Raw genomic sequence first — 16,765 nt, forward strand, 5'->3', positions numbered from 1 at the left:
CAAGGAGCGCTATGACAGTTTCCCGCGACGAGGCCGAAGCGCTTATCCACGCGCAACATCCCGATCCATTTTCCGTGCTGGGTCTGCATGACGGGAAAATCGTGGCGCTGGTGCCCGGCGCAGAAGAGGTCTGGGCGCTTGGCAAGACAGAGGTCGCGCTGGAGCCCGTCGTGCCGGGGATTTTCACCGGCAAATGGACCGGAAAAACCTACCGACTGCGCGCCAAACACGAGCAGACGACGTGGGATTTCGACGACCCTTACGGCTTCGCGCCGGTGCTGGGTGCGATCGACGAATACCTGATCGGGGAGGGGACGCATACGCGGCTCTGGGAGAAGCTCGGCGCCCATGTGATCACCCATGAGGACGTCGAAGGCGTCCATTTCGCGGTCTGGGCGCCCAATGCGCGCCGGGTCTCGGTCGTGGGCGATTTCAACTTCTGGGACGGCCGCCGCCACCAGATGCGCCGCATCGGCGCGTCCGGCGTGTGGGAGATTTTCGTTCCCGGCATCCATGCAGGCGCGCTCTACAAATACGAGTTGCTCGACACCGAAGGCACGGTGCTGCCGCTGAAGGCCGACCCGGTCGGCTTCGGCGCAGAGCACCCGCCCGCGCAGGCCTCGGTCGTGCGCAAACTCGGGCGGCATCGTTTCGGCGACAGCGCGTGGTGTCAGACCCGCGCCGAGGCGCAGGAACGCCACGCGCCGATCTCGGTCTATGAGGTGCATCTCGGGAGTTGGATGCGGATCTGGGACGAGGGAGGCAGACCGCTCTCTTACCACGAACTGGCCGAAAAGCTGGTCGATTATGTCTGCGACATGGGCTTCACCCATATCGAGCTGCTTCCCATTACCGAGCATCCGTTCGACGGCTCCTGGGGCTATCAGCCGATCGGGCTTTATGCGCCGACGATCCGCCACGGCCGCCCCGAGGAATTCGCGGAATTCGTGGACGCGGCGCATCGGCGGGGCCTCGGCGTGATCCTCGACTGGGTGCCGGGGCATTTCCCGACCGACGATCACGGGCTGAGACATTTCGACGGCACCGCGCTTTACGAGCATGCCGACCCGAAAGAGGGCTTCCATCAGGACTGGAACACGCTGATCTACAATTACGGGCGGCGGGAAGTGTCGAACTATCTGCTCGCCAACGCGCTGTTCTGGCTTGAGGAATACCACCTCGACGGGCTGCGCGTGGATGCGGTGGCCTCGATGCTCTACCGCGACTATTCGCGGGCCGCGGGCGAATGGGTGCCCAACAAATATGGCGGGCGCGAGAACCTCGAGGCGATCGAATTCCTGCAGAACATGAACGCGGCCTCCTATGGCGGCGCGGAAGGCATCATGACGGTGGCGGAGGAAAGCACCGCCTATCCGGGCGTGACGCGCCCCGTGCATGAGGACGGGCTGGGCTTCGGCTACAAGTGGAACATGGGCTGGATGAATGACAGCTTGCGCTATTTCGCGCGCGATCCGCTCTATCGCAAGTTCCACCATAACGAGCTGACCTTCGCGAGCTCGTACATTTACAGCGAGAATTTCATCCTGCCGATCAGCCATGACGAGGTGGTGCACGGCAAGGGTTCGATGCTGGGCAAGATGCCCGGAACTGACCCCGAGAAATACGCCAATCTGCGCGCTTTCTACGCGTTCCAATGGGCGCATCCGGGCAAGAAGCTTCTCTTCATGGGGCAGGAATTCGGCCAATGGTCGGAATGGAGCCATGAGCGCGAGCTGGACTGGTATCTGCTCGACGATCCGCGCCATGACGGGCTGCGCGCGCTGGTGCGCGATCTCAACCGGCTCTATCGCGAGACGCCTGCGCTGCATTGGGGCGATTGCGAGCCGGACGGATTCGAATGGATCGCCGCCGACGACTCCGAGGCCTCGGTCTTCATCTTCGAGCGTCGCGCGCCCGATGCCGATCCGGTCGTCGTGGTCGCGAACCTGACCCCGGTCGAGCACAGCTACCGCATCGGCCTGCCGCAAAGCGGCGAATGGTGCGAGATACTCAACACGGATTCCGGTTTCTACGGCGGCGAGAACCGCGGCAATCTCGGTGCGATCCGCGCCGAAGACCACGCGCAGGGGCGCTGCGCCCACAGCGCGGAGGTGTATCTGCCGCCGCTGTCAGTCGTGATGTTCACGCCCGCGTAAGCGGTGCCCAGAGGAGGGGGAGGAATATGAAACCACAGCCCAACACGCGCCTGAGCGCACAGGCCATGGCCTTCGTGCTGGCGGGCGGCCGGGGGAGCCGCTTGAAGGAACTGACCGACCGGCGCGCGAAACCCGCCGTCTATTTCGGCGGCAAGACCCGGATCATCGACTTCGCCCTGTCGAACGCGCTCAACTCCGGCATCCGCAAGATGGCGATCGCGACGCAATACAAGGCCCATTCGCTGATCCGCCACATCCAGCGCGGCTGGGATTTCTTCCGCGCTGAGCGGAACGAATATCTCGACATCCTGCCCGCGAGCCAACGCGTGGCCGACAGTCGCTGGTATGCAGGCACTGCCGACGCGGTGGCGCAGAACATTGATATCATTGAAGATTACGGCGTGAAATACGTCATCATCCTCGCCGGCGACCACATCTACAAGATGGATTACGAGGTGATGCTGCGCCAGCATGTCGAGACCAAGGCCGATGTCACCATCGGCTGTCTGACCGTGCCGCGGATGGAGGCGACCGCCTTTGGTGTGATGGCCATCGACAAGACCGGACAGATCACCGATTTCCTCGAAAAGCCCGCCGACCCGCCCGGGATGCCCGGCGATCCCGATCATGCGCTGGCCTCGATGGGGATCTATGTCTTCGACTGGCAATTCCTGCGCGAGCTTCTGATCCGGGACATGGAAGACCCGAATTCGAGCCATGATTTCGGCCATGACCTGATCCCGCAGATCGTCAAGCACGGCAAGGCGATGGCGCATAAGTTCTCGGATAGCTGCGTGACGACGGGGCTTGAGACCGAACCTTACTGGCGCGACGTGGGCACGGTGGACGCGTTCTGGCAGGCCAATATCGACCTGACCGATTTCACGCCGAAGCTGGATCTCTACGACACCGAATGGCCGATCTGGACCTATGCCGAGATCGTGCCGCCCGCGAAATTCATCCATGACGAGGATGGCAGACGTGGCTCGGCAATCTCCTCGCTGGTCTCGGGCGACTGCATCGTCTCGGGCGCGGAGGTGCGCAATTCGCTGCTCTATACCGGCGTGCGCGCGCATAGTTTCGCGAGCCTGGAGGAGGCCGTCGTGCTGCCTTACGTCGATATCGGGCGGCATGCGCGGCTGAGCCAATGCGTGATCGACCGAGGCGTGCATATTCCCGAAGGGCTCGTCGTGGGCGAAGACCCGGAGGAGGACGAGAAGTGGTTCCGCCGGTCGGAAGGCGGTGTCGTGCTGATCACGCAGACGATGCTCGACAAACGCGCGGCGGCATTGGACTAACGGGATTAGAGAGCGGGGCGCTGCCCCGCACCCCGGGATATTTGGAAAGAGCGAAGATATGAAACGCGTGCTCTCGGTTGCGTCAGAAGCGGTCCCGCTGATCAAGACGGGCGGTCTGGCCGATGTGGCAGGCGCCTTGCCCGCCGCGCTCAAAGGGCAGGGCTGGGAGATGCGGGTGATGATCCCGGCCTATCGCGGGATTCTGAAAAAGCTGAAATCACCGAAACTGGTTTGGGAAAGCGAGAGCCTCTATGGCGGCCCGGCGCGTCTGGTGCTGGGCAAGGCGGGCGGCATCGAGGTTCTGGCGCTGCAGGCCGACCACCTGTTCGACCGGGACGGGGGCCCGTATTCGCAAGACGGGCGCGACTATCCCGACAATGCCGAACGCTTCGCAGCGCTCAGTTTCGTCGCAGCCGAGATCGCGCGCGAGGGCGCGGGCAAATGGCAGCCCGATCTGGTGCATTGCCACGATTGGCAGACCGGGCTCGTGCCATGGTATCTGCGCGGCACCGGCATCCCGACCGTGATGACCATCCACAATATCGCATTTCAGGGCCGGTTCGGCCGCGACAAGCTGGCGGCGCTCGGGCTGCAGACCTGGGATTTCACCCGCGAGGGTGTGGAATTCTGGGGCGACATCTCGACGCTGAAAGCCGGGCTGGTTGCGGCGAGCGCGATCACCACGGTCAGCCCGCGCTACGCAGAAGAGCTGATGCGCGGCGAGTTCGGCATGGGGCTGGAAGGTGTCATTCAGGCGCGCGCGGGCGATCTGCACGGTATTCTCAACGGCATCGATCTGGATGTCTGGAACCCCGAGACCGATCCGGAAGTGACGTCCTTCTCGGCGGCGAAACCCGGCGGAAAATCGAAGAACCGCAAAGCCTTGGAGGCCGAATTTGATCTCGATGTGCCGGGACCGCTGGCGATCCTGATCTCGCGCCTGACGCCGCAGAAGGGGATCGATTTGCTCGCTCCGGCGCTTAGGCCCTATCTCGAGTCGGGCGGCGGTCTTGCGGTGCTGGGATCGGGCGACGGCTGGGCGGAAGATGCGATGCGGGACCTTGCCGCGCGTCACCCCGACCGGGTCGGCGTGAAGATCGGCTATGACGAGGCGCTGAGCCATCGGATGTATGCAGGCGGCGACGCGGTGCTGGTGCCCTCGCGCTTCGAGCCCTGCGGGCTGACCCAGCTCTACGGGCTGCGCTATGGGTGCCTGCCGGTGGTCTCCGCCGTCGGTGGTCTCGCCGATACGGTGGTGGGCGCGACGCCCGCGACCGAGGCTGCAGGCGCATCGACCGGGATCGTCTTCCATCCCGTCGACGATCTCGCGTTGCGGCAGGCGCTGATGAAGCTGATCGCGCTCTATGCCGATCGCAAGGGCTGGGCCGCGATGCAGCGCCGGGCAATGAAGACCGACTGGGGCTGGGACGGATCGGCCGCACGCTACGCCGCGCTTTACGACGCGCTTCTCGGTCGATGAAGATAAGCCCCGGCAAAGCGGACCCGCTGGGCGCCACGCCCTGCGAGGGCGGCGTGAACTTCGCGCTGGCCTCGGCCCATGCCGAGCGGGTGGAGCTGTGCCTGTTCACCAAATCTGGCGAGCAGCGGATCGACCTGCCAGGGCGCACCGGGCCGACCTGGCACGGCTTCGTCGCGGGGCTCAAGCCGGGCGCGCGTTATGGCTACCGGGTGCATGGGCCCTGGGCGCCCGAGGCGGGGCATCGGTTCAACCCGGTGAAGCTGCTGATCGACCCCTATGCGCGCGAGATCGACTCGAAGATCAGCTGGCAAGCCCCTATGCAATATGGAAAATCTAAACCCGACCGGCGCAACAGCGCAAGCGTCACGCCGAAATCCGTCGTAGCCGAGATCGCGCGGCCCGAATGGGATCGGCCTCACCATGGCTGGTCCGAGACGGTGATCTACGAGGCCCATCCCAAGGGGCTGACGATGACCCATCCGGAGGTGCCCGAAGCCTTGCGCGGCACCTGGGCGGGGCTCGCCTCCGATCCGATCCTGTCGCATCTCACCGATCTCGGGATCACCGCAATCGAACTGCTGCCGAGCTGCGCCTATCTCGATGATCGTTTCCTCGTCGAGAAGGGCTTGAGCAATTACTGGGGCTACCAGCCCATCGCCAATTTCGCGCCGGAGCCGCGCTATTCCGGCGCCGATCCGCGCGGTGAATTTCGCGAGATGGTGCGGCGCTTTCATGGCGCCGGGATCGAGGTGATCCTCGACGTCGTCTACAACCACACGGGCGAGGGCAATGCGATCGGGCCGATGCTCAGCCTGCGCGGGATCGACAATGCGAGCTATTACCGCCTGACGCCCGACGGCGCCTATATCGACGAGACCGGAACCGGCAATACGCTGGACCTGTCGAACCCGCTCTGTCTGCGGCTGGTGATGGATTGCCTGCGCCACTGGGTCGAGGAGATGGGCGTCGATGGCTTCCGCTTCGATCTGGCGGCAACGCTGGCGCGCGGCACGTCGGGCGCCGTCGAGGCGCATGCGCAGTTCCTCGCCGCGATTGAGCAAGATCCGGTGCTGCGAGGGGTTAAGCTGATCGCAGAGCCCTGGGATATCGGTCCAGGCGGCTACTATCTCGGCGGCTTCCCGCATCCGTTCACCGAATGGAACGACCGTTTCCGCGACGATGCGCGCCGGTTCTGGCGCGGCGACCGTGGCATGGCGGGCGATCTGGCGCGGCGCGTGGCGGGATCAGCGGAAATCTTCGACCAGATGGGACGGCCCGCGACGGCCTCGGTGAATTTCATCACCGCCCATGACGGTTTCACGCTGCAAGACCTTGTTTCCTATGGTGAAAAGCAGAACCTCGCGAATGGCGAGGAGAACCGTGACGGCCATGACGCGAATTTTTCGGAGGCGCTGGAAGATCCCGAGGCGCAGGCCCTGCGCAAGCGCGCGCTGCTTGCGACACTGCTGATGAGCCAGGGCGTGCCAATGCTGCTGGCGGGCGACGAAATCGGCAATTCGCAGGGCGGCAATAACAACGCCTATGCGCAGGATAACGAGATCGGCTGGGTCGATTGGACCGCACCCGACGACACTTTAAAAACCTTCGTCAAGCATCTGATCCAGATACGAAAAGATCACCGAGTCCTGCGGCAAAACCGCTATCTGCACTCGCTGATCCGCAAGCAGGACGGGATGCGCGATCTGATCTGGCGGCTTGCCTCTGGCGAGGAACCCGAGCCGCATGATTGGAACGATCCCGAACTGCGCTGCATCGGCGTCGAAATCCGCGGCGCTGCCGAAGGTCCGGCCGGTGAGGCCGGCAGCGAAGCCGTCTATGTGATCCTCAACGCAGGGCCCGAACGGCACATCGCATTGCCGCCCGGAAGATGGACTCGCGCGCTCGATTCCGCCTTGCCGGGACGAGAAGCGGAACAAATCGACGCCCCCGAGGCTTGCCTTGCCGCACAATCCGTTCAAGTCTTTACCCGCGCCACAGTGCAGGAGAAATCATGACCCGCCACGCGACCCAGCCCATCGACGGCCAGAAACCCGGCACCTCGGGGCTGCGCAAGAAAACCCGCGTTTTCATGCAGCCGAGCTACCTCGAGAATTTCGTGCAATCGACCTTCGACGCGATCGGCGGCCTGCGCGGCAAAACTTTGGTTCTCGGTGGGGACGGGCGTTATTTCGGACGCGAAGCGGCAAGCACGATCCTGAAAATGGCAGCCGCCAACGGGGCCGCGCGGGTGATCGTGGGGCAGGGTGCGTGGCTGTCCACGCCCGCCGCGTCGAACCTGATCCGGCAGCGCCAGGCGGATGGCGGGATCATCCTCTCGGCCAGCCACAATCCGGGCGGTCCGGACGAGGATTTCGGCGTCAAATACAACTCCGCGAATGGCGGTCCCGCGCCGGAGTCGATCACCTCGGCGATCCACAAGCGCACGCAGGAAATCCGAGAATATCATCTGCTCGATGCGGCAGATCCCGATCTGGACAGCCTTGGCGAGACGCCGCTCGGAGAGATGACCGTCGAAGTCGTGGACCCGGTGACCGCCTATGCCGATCTGATGGAAACGATATTCGATTTCAACGCGTTGCGGGACGTCTTTAAAGCGGGCTTCCGGATGCGGATGGACTCGATGTGCGCCATCACCGGACCTTATGCGGTGGAGATTTTCGAGAACCGTCTCGGCGCGCCGGCAGGGACCGTCACGCATGGCACGCCGCTGCCGGATTTCGGCGGCATGCATCCCGATCCGAACCCGACCTGGGCGCATGAACTGATGGACGAGATGATGGGCGAAAACGCCCCGGATTTCGGCGCGGCCTCGGATGGCGATGGCGACCGGAACATGATCCTGGGCGCGGGCACCTATGTCTCGCCGTCGGACAGTTTCGCGGTGCTGGCCGCAAATGCGCATCTCGTGCCGGGCTACAAAGACGGGCTGAAGGGCGTCGCGCGCTCGATGCCGACCTCTGCGGCGGCGGATCGGGTGGCCGAGGCGCTTGGCCTCGATTGCTACGAGACGCCGACGGGCTGGAAGTTCTTCGGCAATCTGATGGATGCGGGGCGCGTGTCGCTCTGTGGCGAGGAAAGCTTCGGCACGGGCTCCGACCATGTGCGCGAGAAAGACGGGCTCTGGGCAGTGCTGATGTGGCTCAACATCCTAGCCGTGCGCAAGATGTCGGTGGCCGAGATCATGGCCGATCATTTCGCGCGCTACGGCCGCAACTACTATTCGCGCCACGATTACGAGGCGCTGCCGACCGAGCAGGCAGAGGCGATGCTGGACGATCTGCGCGCACGCCTCGGAAAGCTGAAAGGGACGCAGGTCGAAGGGCTTACGGTCGAAAGCTCAGACGAGTTTTCCTATACCGATCCAGTCGATGGCTCGGTCGCGGAAGGTCAGGGTTTCCGTATTCTGTTCGAAGGTGGCTCGCGCGTTGTGCTGCGTCTGTCGGGCACAGGCACCGAGGGCGCGACGCTGCGCGTGTATCTCGAGCGCTATGCCCCGGGACCGGATGGGCTAGACCATGATCCGCAGGAGGCGCTCGCACCGATCATCCGGGCGACAGAGGCGCTGGTGGGCATCCGCGAACGCACGGGGCGCGAGAAACCCGACGTCATCACTTGATCCCATCTGGCGGCAAATCCAGCCGAAAAACAAAGTCGGGGGGCTGAAATCGCCCCCCGTTTTCATACTAGATTAATACCGATAATCGGTATTATGTAAATTATAAGTGCGATTTGACGCCCATTATGGTGTCAAAACCGTGCTCCCGACCGTTTTCCGGCCCTCCAGCGCCTCATGGGCAGCGGCGACATCCTCCAAAGAAAACGTCTGTGGCACGTCGATCTTGATCTCGCCTTTCCCAATCATCTCAAAAAGTTCTGCAGCGGAGTTGCGCAACCAGCCCGGTTGATCCGTGTGCTGGAACAAGGTCGGACGCGTCAGGAACAGCGAGTTGCGCGCCAGATCGCCGATCTTGAACTGATCCGCCGGACCCGAGCTTTGACCGAAGCACACCAGCGTGCCGAACCGTTTGAGCACATCGAGCGACGTCATCACCGTATCCGCGCCCACCGAGTCATAGACCGCCGCGACGCCCGCGCCATCGGTGAGCCGTTTGACCTCTGCGCCGAAATCCTCGGACCGGTAATCGATCACCGCGTCATAGCCGTGCTCGAGCGCCCGCGCGCATTTCTCAGGCCCGCCAGCCGTGCCGATCGCGCGCACGCCCTTGGCCTTCAGCCATTGTCCCGCGATCGAGCCGACGCCACCGGCCGCCGCATGGAAAAGCACGGTGTCGCCAGACTTTACGGGATATGAGTGATGGATCAGGTAATGCACGGTCAGACCTTTGAGCATCACCGCCGCTGCGACCTCATCGGAAATATCGTCCGGGATCGGCACGACGTTTTTCGCAGCCATCACCCGGTGGCTCGCATATGCGCCGTTGGGCTGCGTATAGGCCACGCGCTGTCCGACCTGCAGATCCACGCCATCGCCGACCGCCTCGATCACACCCGCCGCTTCGCCGCCGGTGATCAGATCGCTCTCCACTGGCCACGGATAAAGCCCCGTTCGGAAGTAAACATCGATGAAATTCAATCCGATAGCGGAATGTCTTAAAGTGACTTCGCCGGGGCCCGGCTTGGGGACCTCGATCTCGATCTTGTGGAACTGGTCGCGCCCGCCGGGGCGCGAGATTGCCATCGCATAAGCCATGTTATCCTCCCTGTTGCCGCGCAAAGGTACTGCGCGCGGCCCCGGCGTCAATCCGGGATCGGATGCGGCAGGAAGGCGCCGTTCATCTCGACGATCTCATCCCAGACGCGCAGCGCCAGTTCGCGCGGGCGTTCGCTCTCGCGGCGCACGAGGAACCAGTGGCGCATCAGCGGCAATCCCGGCGCCGGGATCAGCGCCAGGCGTCCGGTCTCCAGCTCGTCCGTCACCGTGTGCAGGCTGAGAAACGCGATGCCGAGACCCGCCATCACCGCCTGCTTGATCGTCTCGTTGCTGTCCATCTCCAGCGTGTCGTAGAGCCGCCCGTCGCCGACCCGGTCGAGCCAGCGCGACATCAGGATGCGCGTCCCCGACCCTTCCTCGCGCGAGATGAAGGTCTCGCCGAAAAGCTGCTCCAGATCGTCGGCCTTGGAGATCAGCGGATGGTCGGGCGGTGCGACCAGCGCATGCGGATGCTGGCCGATCGGTTCGGCCACAACCGGCGGATGGCGCGGCGGACGGCCCATCACGGCGATGTCGAAACTGCCGCGCTCGATCCCCTCGATGATGGCCGAGCGGTTGCCCACGCGCAGCGCGACCTCGATCTCGGGATGGGCGTCTTGCAGCATCTTCACCAGCCGCGGCGCGAAATATTTGCCGGTCGAGACGACGCCGAGCGTGATCCGACCCACCTGCCCGCGCGCAATGGCGCTCAGCGTCGCTTCGGCCTGCGACAAGTTGTCCTCGATCCGCAGCGCGGTTTCACGCAGCGCCTTGCCGGCCTCGGTCAGCTCGGAGCCCGCACCGTCGACGGCGCGCTGGATCAATTTCATCCCGACCGCATCTTCCAAACCCCGAATTTGCGTATGAATTGCGGGCGTTGTGAGGTTCAGGCTTTCCCCGGCGGCCGTCAGAGACCCACCCCGCGCCACCGCATCAAGCGCGCGCAATTGCTTCAGCGTTACAGCGTTCATCCGCATGTGACTTCAAATTCCCTTAACGCATATTCCCTTTATTTAAATTTCATAAAAATTCGATCCGGGCAATGGTCTGGCTCACAAGAACATCGACTTTGGAGGAGAAGAAGATGTCCGTGAGTTTCGACGGCCTCGGTATTTCTGCCGATCTTGCCGACACCATGACCCGCCTGACCAGCGTCGGCGCCCAGCTTGCCCGCATGATTGCGCGCAACGGGCTCGAGGGAAATCTGGCTGAGGCCGCAGGCACCAACGCCGGTGGCGACGGTCAGAAAGCGCTCGACGTGATCGCGGATGAGGCCTTTATGGACGCACTGCGCGGTGGTGCGGTCCGCCATTACGCCTCGGAAGAACAAGACGAGGTGGTCGATTTCGGGACCGGCACGCTCGCGCTTGCCATCGATCCGCTCGACGGATCCTCGAATATCGACGTGAATGTCTCGATCGGCACGATCTTCTCGATCTTTGAGGCCGCCGACGAAATGGATGCCAGCTTCCTGCGCCCGGCCAACGAGCAGATCGCGGGCGGCTACATCATCTTCGGGCCGCAGACCGCGCTGGTCGTGACCTTCGGCAAGGGTGTGCAGCAATGGGTTCTCGAGCCCGGCAGCGACATCTGGCGCCGCGTGGCCGATCCGAAGCCCCTGCCCTCCGAGACCTCGGAATACGCGATCAACGCGTCGAACTATCGCCACTGGCCGCAGCCGATCCGCGCGTTCATCGACGATCTCGTCGCCGGTGCCGAAGGTCCGCGCGGGCGCAATTTCAACATGCGCTGGATCGCCTCGCTGGTGGCCGAAACCCATCGCATCATCTCGCGCGGCGGCGTCTTCCTCTATCCGGGCGACGACCGCGACGGCTACGAGCGCGGCCGTCTGCGCCACGTCTATGAATGCGCACCGATCGCGATGCTGATCGAGCAGCTCGGCGGCGAGGCCACCGACGGCGCCGATCCCATCATGTCCGCGACGCCCGACCGGCTGCATGCCCGCACGCCATTCGTATTCGGCTCGGCCAGCAAGGTCGCCCGCGTCGCCGCCTATCACGACTTGCCGCAGGATGAAGCCCACGCGCTCTTCAACACCCGCGGCCTCTTCCGGAGCTGATACATGTCCAAGAAACACCCCATCATTTCCGTCGTCGGTTCCTCCGGTGCAGGCACCTCGACGGTGAAATCGACCTTCGATCAGATCTTCCGTCGCGAAGGGATTTCCGCGGTCTCGATCGAGGGGGACGCCTTCCACCGCTACAACCGCGCCGACATGAAGGAAGAGCTGCAAAAGCGCTACGACGCGGGCGATCAGGGCTTTTCCCACTTCTCCTATGAAGCCAATGAACTCAAGGAGTTGGAGCGCGTCTTTCGCGAATATGGCGAGACCGGCAAGGGCAAGACCCGCCATTACGTCCACGACGATGCCGAGGCCGAGAAATGGGGCACGCCGCCCGGTCATTTCACCGAGTGGAGCGATTTCGAGGACGAATCCGACCTGCTTTTCTACGAAGGTCTGCACGGCTGCGTGGTCAATGACGAGGTGAACCTCTCGGCGCTGGCCGACCTGAAGATCGGCGTGGTTCCGGTGATCAACCTCGAATGGATTCAGAAAATCCATCGCGACCGCGCCTCGCGGGGCTACACGACGGAAGCGGTCACCGACGTGATCCTGCGCCGCATGCATTCCTACGTGAACTGCATCACGCCGCAATTCACCGAAACGGATATCAACTTCCAGCGCGTGCCGGTCGTCGACACCTCGAACCCGTTCGTGGCGCGCTGGATCCCGACGGCGGATGAGAGCCTCGTGGTGATCCGCTTCAAGAACCCGCGCGGCATCGATTTCCCCTATCTCACCTCGATGATCAACGGCTCCTGGATGAGCCGCGCCAACTCGATCGTCATTCCCGGCAACCGTCAGGATCTGGCCATGCAGCTGATCCTCACCCCCCTCATCGAACGCATCGTGCGTGAATCGAAGCGGGCTTGAGAAGGATGAACAAGGTGATGAAAGACATTCAAATCACTCAAGAAACGCGCATGGCGAATGCGATCCGTGCGCTTGCGATGGATGCGGTGCAAAAGGCCAATTCGGGCCATCCCGGGATGCCGATGGGCATGGCCGATGTGGCGACCGTTCTGTTCAACCGCTTCATGAACATCGATCCCACCGCGCCGAAATGGCCCGACCGCGATCGCTTCGTTCTGTCGGCGGGCCACGGCTCGATGCTGATCTACGCGATCAACCATCTGCTGGGCTATGAAGACATGGGCATGGACCAGATCAAGGCGTTCCGCCAGCTGGGTTCGCGCACCGCAGGCCACCCGGAATACGGCCATGCCGAGGGGATCGAAGTGACCACCGGGCCGCTCGGTCAGGGTATCGCGACCGCCGTGGGCATGGCGATTGCCGAGAAGATGAAGAACGCGCGCTATGGCGCTGATCTGGTGGATCACTTCACCTATGTCATCGCGGGCGACGGCTGCCTGATGGAAGGGATCAGCCACGAGGCGATCGACCTCGCGGGGCATCTTGGGCTCGGCAAGCTGATCGTGATGTGGGACGACAATTCGATCACCATCGACGGTGACACGGATCTGTCCACCTCGATGGATCAGAAAGCGCGTTTCGCGGCGGCTGGCTGGCACGTGCTCGAATGCGACGGCCATACGCCGACCGAGATCGCCGACGCGATCGAGGCCGCCCGTCAGGATCCGCGCCCCTCGATGATCGCGTGCCGCACCATCATCGGCTTCGGCGCACCGAACAAGCAAGGCGGCCACGATGTCCACGGCGCACCGCTGGGCGACGCGGAAATCGCCGCCGCGCGCAAGCAGCTGCATTGGGATCATCCGCCGTTCGACATCCCTGCGGCGATTTACGACGAATGGGGCCGGATCGCGTCGCGAGGCGCGCGTGCGCGGGCGGAGTGGGAACAGCGGTTGAACACCGCAACCGCCCGCGCCGAATTCCTCGCCGCCGAAAAGGCTGACACCAGCCCTCTGACCGCCGCGATCGCCGCCTACAAGCGCAAACTGTCGGAAGACAAACCTAAGGTCGCGACCCGCAAGGCGAGCCAGATGGCGCTGGAAGTGGTCAACGCCACCCTGCCCTTCACCGTTGGCGGCTCGGCCGATCTGACCGGCTCGAACCTCACGAAATCCTCGGGCATGAAATCGATCACGCCCACCGATTTCACCGGCGATTACATCCATTACGGCATTCGCGAGCACGGCATGGCCGCCGCGATGAACGGGATCGTCCTCCATGGCGGGCTGCGGCCCTATGGCGGCACCTTCATGGCCTTCGCCGATTACTGCCGCCCCGCTATTCGTTTGTCGGCGCTGATGGGCGTGCCGACCTGCTATGTCATGACCCATGACTCGATCGGCCTCGGCGAGGACGGTCCCACCCATCAGCCGGTAGAGCATTTGGCCTCGCTCCGAGCCATTCCAAACTTGCTCATCCTCCGGCCGGCTGATGCGGTGGAGACCGCCGAGGCCTGGGAAATCGCCATGACCTCGACGGCCACGCCGACGATGATCGTGGCCTCGCGTCAGGGTCTGCCGACGGTTCGCACCGAACATACGGACGAGAACCTCACCGCGCGCGGCGCCTATCTGCTGCGCGCCCCCGAAGCCCGCGACGTGACGCTGATCGCCACCGGGTCCGAGGTCGAGATCGCGATGGCGGCGGCCGACCAGCTGGCCGAGCAAGAGATCAACGCGGCGGTCGTCTCCGCACCGTGTTTCGAACTCTTCGAGAAACAGGACGCAGCGTATCGCGCCGAGGTTCTGGGCGATGCCCCGCGCGTCGGCTGCGAAGCGGCGATCCGTCAGGGTTGGGATCTCTTCCTGCGCCCAGAGGACCGCTTCGTGGGCATGACCGGTTTCGGGGCCTCGGCCCCTGCCCCGGCGCTCTACAAACACTTCAACATCACGTCCGAAGCGATTGTTTCGGATGCAAAAGAACTGATCTGAGGGACTAACGAGAATGACGGTTAAAGTTGCCATCAACGGGTTTGGACGTATCGGCCGCAACGTGCTGCGCGGGATCATTGAATCGGGTCGCACCGATATCGAGGTGATCGCGATCAACGATCTGGGCCCGGTCGAAACCAACGCCCATCTGCTGCAATTCGACAGCGTCCACGGCCGCTTCCCGCAGGAGGTCACCACCGGCGAGGACTGGATCGACGCAGGCCGCGGCAAGATCAAGGTCACCGCGATCCGCGACCCGAAGGAACTTCCCTGGGGCGACGTGGACATCGCGATGGAATGCACGGGCATCTTCACCGCGCGCGAGAAAGCGGCCTTCCACCTCGAGAACGGCTCGAAGCGTGTTCTGGTCTCGGCCCCGGCGGCGGGCGCCGACAAGACCATCGTCTTCGGCGTCAATGACGGTGCGCTGACCAAGGACGATCTGGTCGTGTCGAACGCGTCCTGCACCACGAACTGCCTCTCGCCGGTCGCCAAGGCGCTCAATGACGCGATCGGCATCTCGAAAGGCTTCATGACGACGATCCACAGCTATACCGGCGACCAGCCGACGCTCGATACGATGCATTCCGACATGTATCGCGCCCGCGCCGCCGCGCTGAGCATGATCCCCACCTCGACCGGCGCTGCGAAGGCCGTGGGTCTGGTGCTGCCGGAGCTCAATGGCAAGCTCGACGGCGTCGCGATCCGCGTGCCGACGCCGAATGTCTCAGTCGTCGATCTGGTCTTCGAGGCCGCGAAAGATACCACTGTGGAAGAGGTCAACGCGGCTATCCGCGCGGCCGCTGACGGCCCGATGAAGGGCATCCTCGGCTATACCGATAAACCCAATGTTTCCAGCGACTTCAACCACGATCCTCACTCTTCGGTCTTCCACATGGACCAGACCAAAGTGATGGACGGTCGGATGGTGCGCATTCTCAGCTGGTACGACAACGAATGGGGCTTCTCCAACCGCATGGCTGATACCGCCGTCGCGATGGGAAAGCTCCTCTAACCGCGGTTCGAACCGTTTGGCCCACAACGTAAGGAACACCTGATATGGCATTGATTACGCTCAGACAACTGCTCGATCACGCCGCGGAATACGGCTACGGCGTGCCGGCGTTCAACATCAACAACATGGAACAGGGGATCGCCATCATGAAGGCGGCGGCGAAATGCGACGCCCCCGTCATCATGCAAGCCTCGCGCGGCGCGCGCAGCTATGCCGGCGACATCATGCTGCGCCACATGATCCAGGCGCTGTCGGAGATGTATCCCGATATCCCGCTATGCATGCATCAGGACCACGGCAATAACGAGGCCACCTGCCTTACCGCGATCCGCCATGGTTTCACCTCCGTGATGATGGACGGCTCGCTGAAGGAAGACATGAAGACCCCCGCCGATTGGGACTACAACGTCGCGATCACCAAGCGCGTGGCCGATATGGCCCATTGGGTCGGCGCTTCGGTCGAGGGCGAACTTGGCGTGCTCGGCAATCTCGAGACCGGCGAAGCGGCGGAGGAAGACGGCTCGGGCGCGGTTGGCAAGCTCAGCCATGACCAGCTGCTGACCGATCCCGACGAGGCGCTCGATTTCGTCAAGCTGACCAAGGTCGACGCGCTGGCGATCGCCTGCGGCACCTCGCACGGCGCCTACAAGTTCTCGCGCAAGCCCACGGGCGACATCCTCGCGATCAGCCAGATCGAGAAGATCCACGCGAAGATCCCGAATGTGCATCTCGTGATGCACGGCTCGTCCAGCGTGCCGCAATATCTGCAGGACCTGATCAACGAGTCCGGCGGCGAGATGCCCCAGACCTACGGCGTCCCGGTCGAAGAGATCGAGCGCGGCATCAAGTCGGGCGTGCGCAAGGTGAATATCGACACCGACAACCGCATGGCGCTGACGGCTCAGTTCCGCAAGGTCGCGCAGGACAAGCCGACCGAGTTCGACCCGCGCAAATTCATGATCCCCGCGATGGAAGAGATGGAGAAGCTCTGCCTCGACCGGTTCCAGCGCTTCGGCACTGCCGGGAATGCCAGCAAGATCAAGGTGATCGACCTCGACGACATGGCCAAGCGCTATGCCGACGGATCGCTCGACCCGGTGATTTCCGCGGCCAAAGCCGCCTGACACACCCGCGATC

12 protein-coding genes are annotated in these 16,765 nt (G+C 63.4%); 10 read left to right on the forward strand and 2 right to left on the reverse strand.

Annotated features, from left to right (window positions below; all coding sequences use genetic code 11):
* The first annotated feature begins 11 nt into the window (after positions 1-11).
* The 5 genes from glgB to F8R15_RS08285 are packed head-to-tail and all read left to right on the forward strand — an operon-like array spanning position 12 to position 8,571.
* On the forward strand, positions 12-2,156 hold the full coding sequence (glgB, locus tag F8R15_RS08265) for a 1,4-alpha-glucan branching protein GlgB (RefSeq protein WP_152844272.1): 2,145 nt from the start codon (positions 12-14) through the stop codon (positions 2,154-2,156).
* Positions 2,157-2,182: 26 nt separating this feature from the next.
* A complete protein-coding gene (glgC, locus tag F8R15_RS08270) occupies positions 2,183-3,454 on the forward strand; it encodes a glucose-1-phosphate adenylyltransferase (protein ID WP_078520671.1) in 1,272 nt (423 codons plus the stop codon).
* Positions 3,455-3,512: 58 nt separating this feature from the next.
* Positions 3,513-4,934: a glycogen synthase GlgA gene (glgA, locus tag F8R15_RS08275; RefSeq protein WP_152844273.1), complete on the forward strand. Its 1,422-nt coding sequence runs from the start codon at positions 3,513-3,515 to the stop codon at positions 4,932-4,934.
* Positions 4,931-6,949: a glycogen debranching protein GlgX gene (glgX, locus tag F8R15_RS08280; protein ID WP_152844274.1), complete on the forward strand. Its 2,019-nt coding sequence runs from the start codon at positions 4,931-4,933 to the stop codon at positions 6,947-6,949. The genes glgA and glgX overlap by 4 nt, the downstream gene beginning before the upstream one ends.
* Complete coding sequence (locus tag F8R15_RS08285) at positions 6,946-8,571, forward strand: alpha-D-glucose phosphate-specific phosphoglucomutase (RefSeq protein WP_152844275.1); 1,626 nt, start codon at positions 6,946-6,948, stop codon at positions 8,569-8,571. The genes glgX and F8R15_RS08285 overlap by 4 nt, the downstream gene beginning before the upstream one ends.
* Before the next feature lie 123 nt (positions 8,572-8,694).
* Here the strand turns inward: F8R15_RS08285 and F8R15_RS08290 are convergent, their stop codons facing one another.
* Positions 8,695-9,666 (reverse strand): quinone oxidoreductase, encoded by a 972-nt coding sequence (locus tag F8R15_RS08290; RefSeq protein ID WP_152844276.1) that lies wholly within the window; start codon positions 9,664-9,666, stop codon positions 8,695-8,697.
* A gap of 47 nt (positions 9,667-9,713) precedes the next feature.
* On the reverse strand, positions 9,714-10,643 hold the full coding sequence (gene cbbR / locus F8R15_RS08295; protein ID WP_078540940.1) for a LysR family regulator CbbR: 930 nt from the start codon (positions 10,641-10,643) through the stop codon (positions 9,714-9,716).
* Positions 10,644-10,750: 107 nt separating this feature from the next.
* Between cbbR and F8R15_RS08300 the strand changes: the two genes are divergently transcribed.
* Genes F8R15_RS08300 through fba form a run of 5 tightly spaced genes read left to right on the forward strand, consistent with a single transcriptional unit; the run spans position 10,751 to position 16,752 of the window.
* The gene (locus F8R15_RS08300) at positions 10,751-11,746 is read left to right on the forward strand and encodes a class 1 fructose-bisphosphatase (protein ID WP_152844277.1); all 996 of its coding nucleotides are present in this window, start codon (positions 10,751-10,753) and stop codon (positions 11,744-11,746) included.
* A 3-nt stretch (positions 11,747-11,749) separates the two neighbouring features.
* The gene (locus tag F8R15_RS08305) at positions 11,750-12,622 is read left to right on the forward strand and encodes a phosphoribulokinase (RefSeq protein ID WP_078520678.1); all 873 of its coding nucleotides are present in this window, start codon (positions 11,750-11,752) and stop codon (positions 12,620-12,622) included.
* Positions 12,623-12,639: 17 nt separating this feature from the next.
* Complete coding sequence (gene tkt / locus F8R15_RS08310) at positions 12,640-14,613, forward strand: transketolase (protein ID WP_152844278.1); 1,974 nt, start codon at positions 12,640-12,642, stop codon at positions 14,611-14,613.
* Between the two features lie 13 nt (positions 14,614-14,626).
* Positions 14,627-15,628 carry a type I glyceraldehyde-3-phosphate dehydrogenase gene (gene gap / locus F8R15_RS08315; protein WP_078601427.1) on the forward strand — a complete coding sequence of 334 codons (1,002 nt, stop codon included), beginning with the start codon at positions 14,627-14,629 and terminating at the stop codon, positions 15,626-15,628.
* 44 nt (positions 15,629-15,672) lie between these two features.
* Positions 15,673-16,752, forward strand: a complete 1,080-nt coding sequence (fba, locus tag F8R15_RS08320) for a class II fructose-bisphosphate aldolase (RefSeq protein WP_078540936.1) — start codon at positions 15,673-15,675, stop codon at positions 16,750-16,752.
* Positions 16,753-16,765 lie beyond the last annotated feature (13 nt).

Source organism: Thioclava sp. JE_KL1, from assembly GCF_009296265.1.
Classification (GTDB): Bacteria; Pseudomonadota; Alphaproteobacteria; order Rhodobacterales; family Rhodobacteraceae; genus Thioclava.

Excerpts from the sequence above, each read along its gene's own strand:
- fba (WP_078540936.1), top strand. The coding sequence starts at position 15,673 with ATGGCATTGATTACGCTCAGACAACTGCTCGATCACGCCGCGGAATAC.
- cbbR (WP_078540940.1), bottom strand. The coding sequence starts at position 10,643 with ATGCGGATGAACGCTGTAACGCTGAAGCAATTGCGCGCGCTTGATGCG.
- F8R15_RS08300 (WP_152844277.1), top strand. The coding sequence starts at position 10,751 with ATGTCCGTGAGTTTCGACGGCCTCGGTATTTCTGCCGATCTTGCCGAC.
- F8R15_RS08285 (WP_152844275.1), top strand. The coding sequence starts at position 6,946 with ATGACCCGCCACGCGACCCAGCCCATCGACGGCCAGAAACCCGGCACC.
- glgB (WP_152844272.1), top strand. The coding sequence starts at position 12 with ATGACAGTTTCCCGCGACGAGGCCGAAGCGCTTATCCACGCGCAACAT.
- F8R15_RS08290 (WP_152844276.1), bottom strand. The coding sequence starts at position 9,666 with ATGGCTTATGCGATGGCAATCTCGCGCCCCGGCGGGCGCGACCAGTTC.
- tkt (WP_152844278.1), top strand. The coding sequence starts at position 12,640 with ATGAAAGACATTCAAATCACTCAAGAAACGCGCATGGCGAATGCGATC.
- gap (WP_078601427.1), top strand. The coding sequence starts at position 14,627 with ATGACGGTTAAAGTTGCCATCAACGGGTTTGGACGTATCGGCCGCAAC.
- glgC (WP_078520671.1), top strand. The coding sequence starts at position 2,183 with ATGAAACCACAGCCCAACACGCGCCTGAGCGCACAGGCCATGGCCTTC.
- F8R15_RS08305 (WP_078520678.1), top strand. The coding sequence starts at position 11,750 with ATGTCCAAGAAACACCCCATCATTTCCGTCGTCGGTTCCTCCGGTGCA.
- glgA (WP_152844273.1), top strand. The coding sequence starts at position 3,513 with ATGAAACGCGTGCTCTCGGTTGCGTCAGAAGCGGTCCCGCTGATCAAG.
- glgX (WP_152844274.1), top strand. The coding sequence starts at position 4,931 with ATGAAGATAAGCCCCGGCAAAGCGGACCCGCTGGGCGCCACGCCCTGC.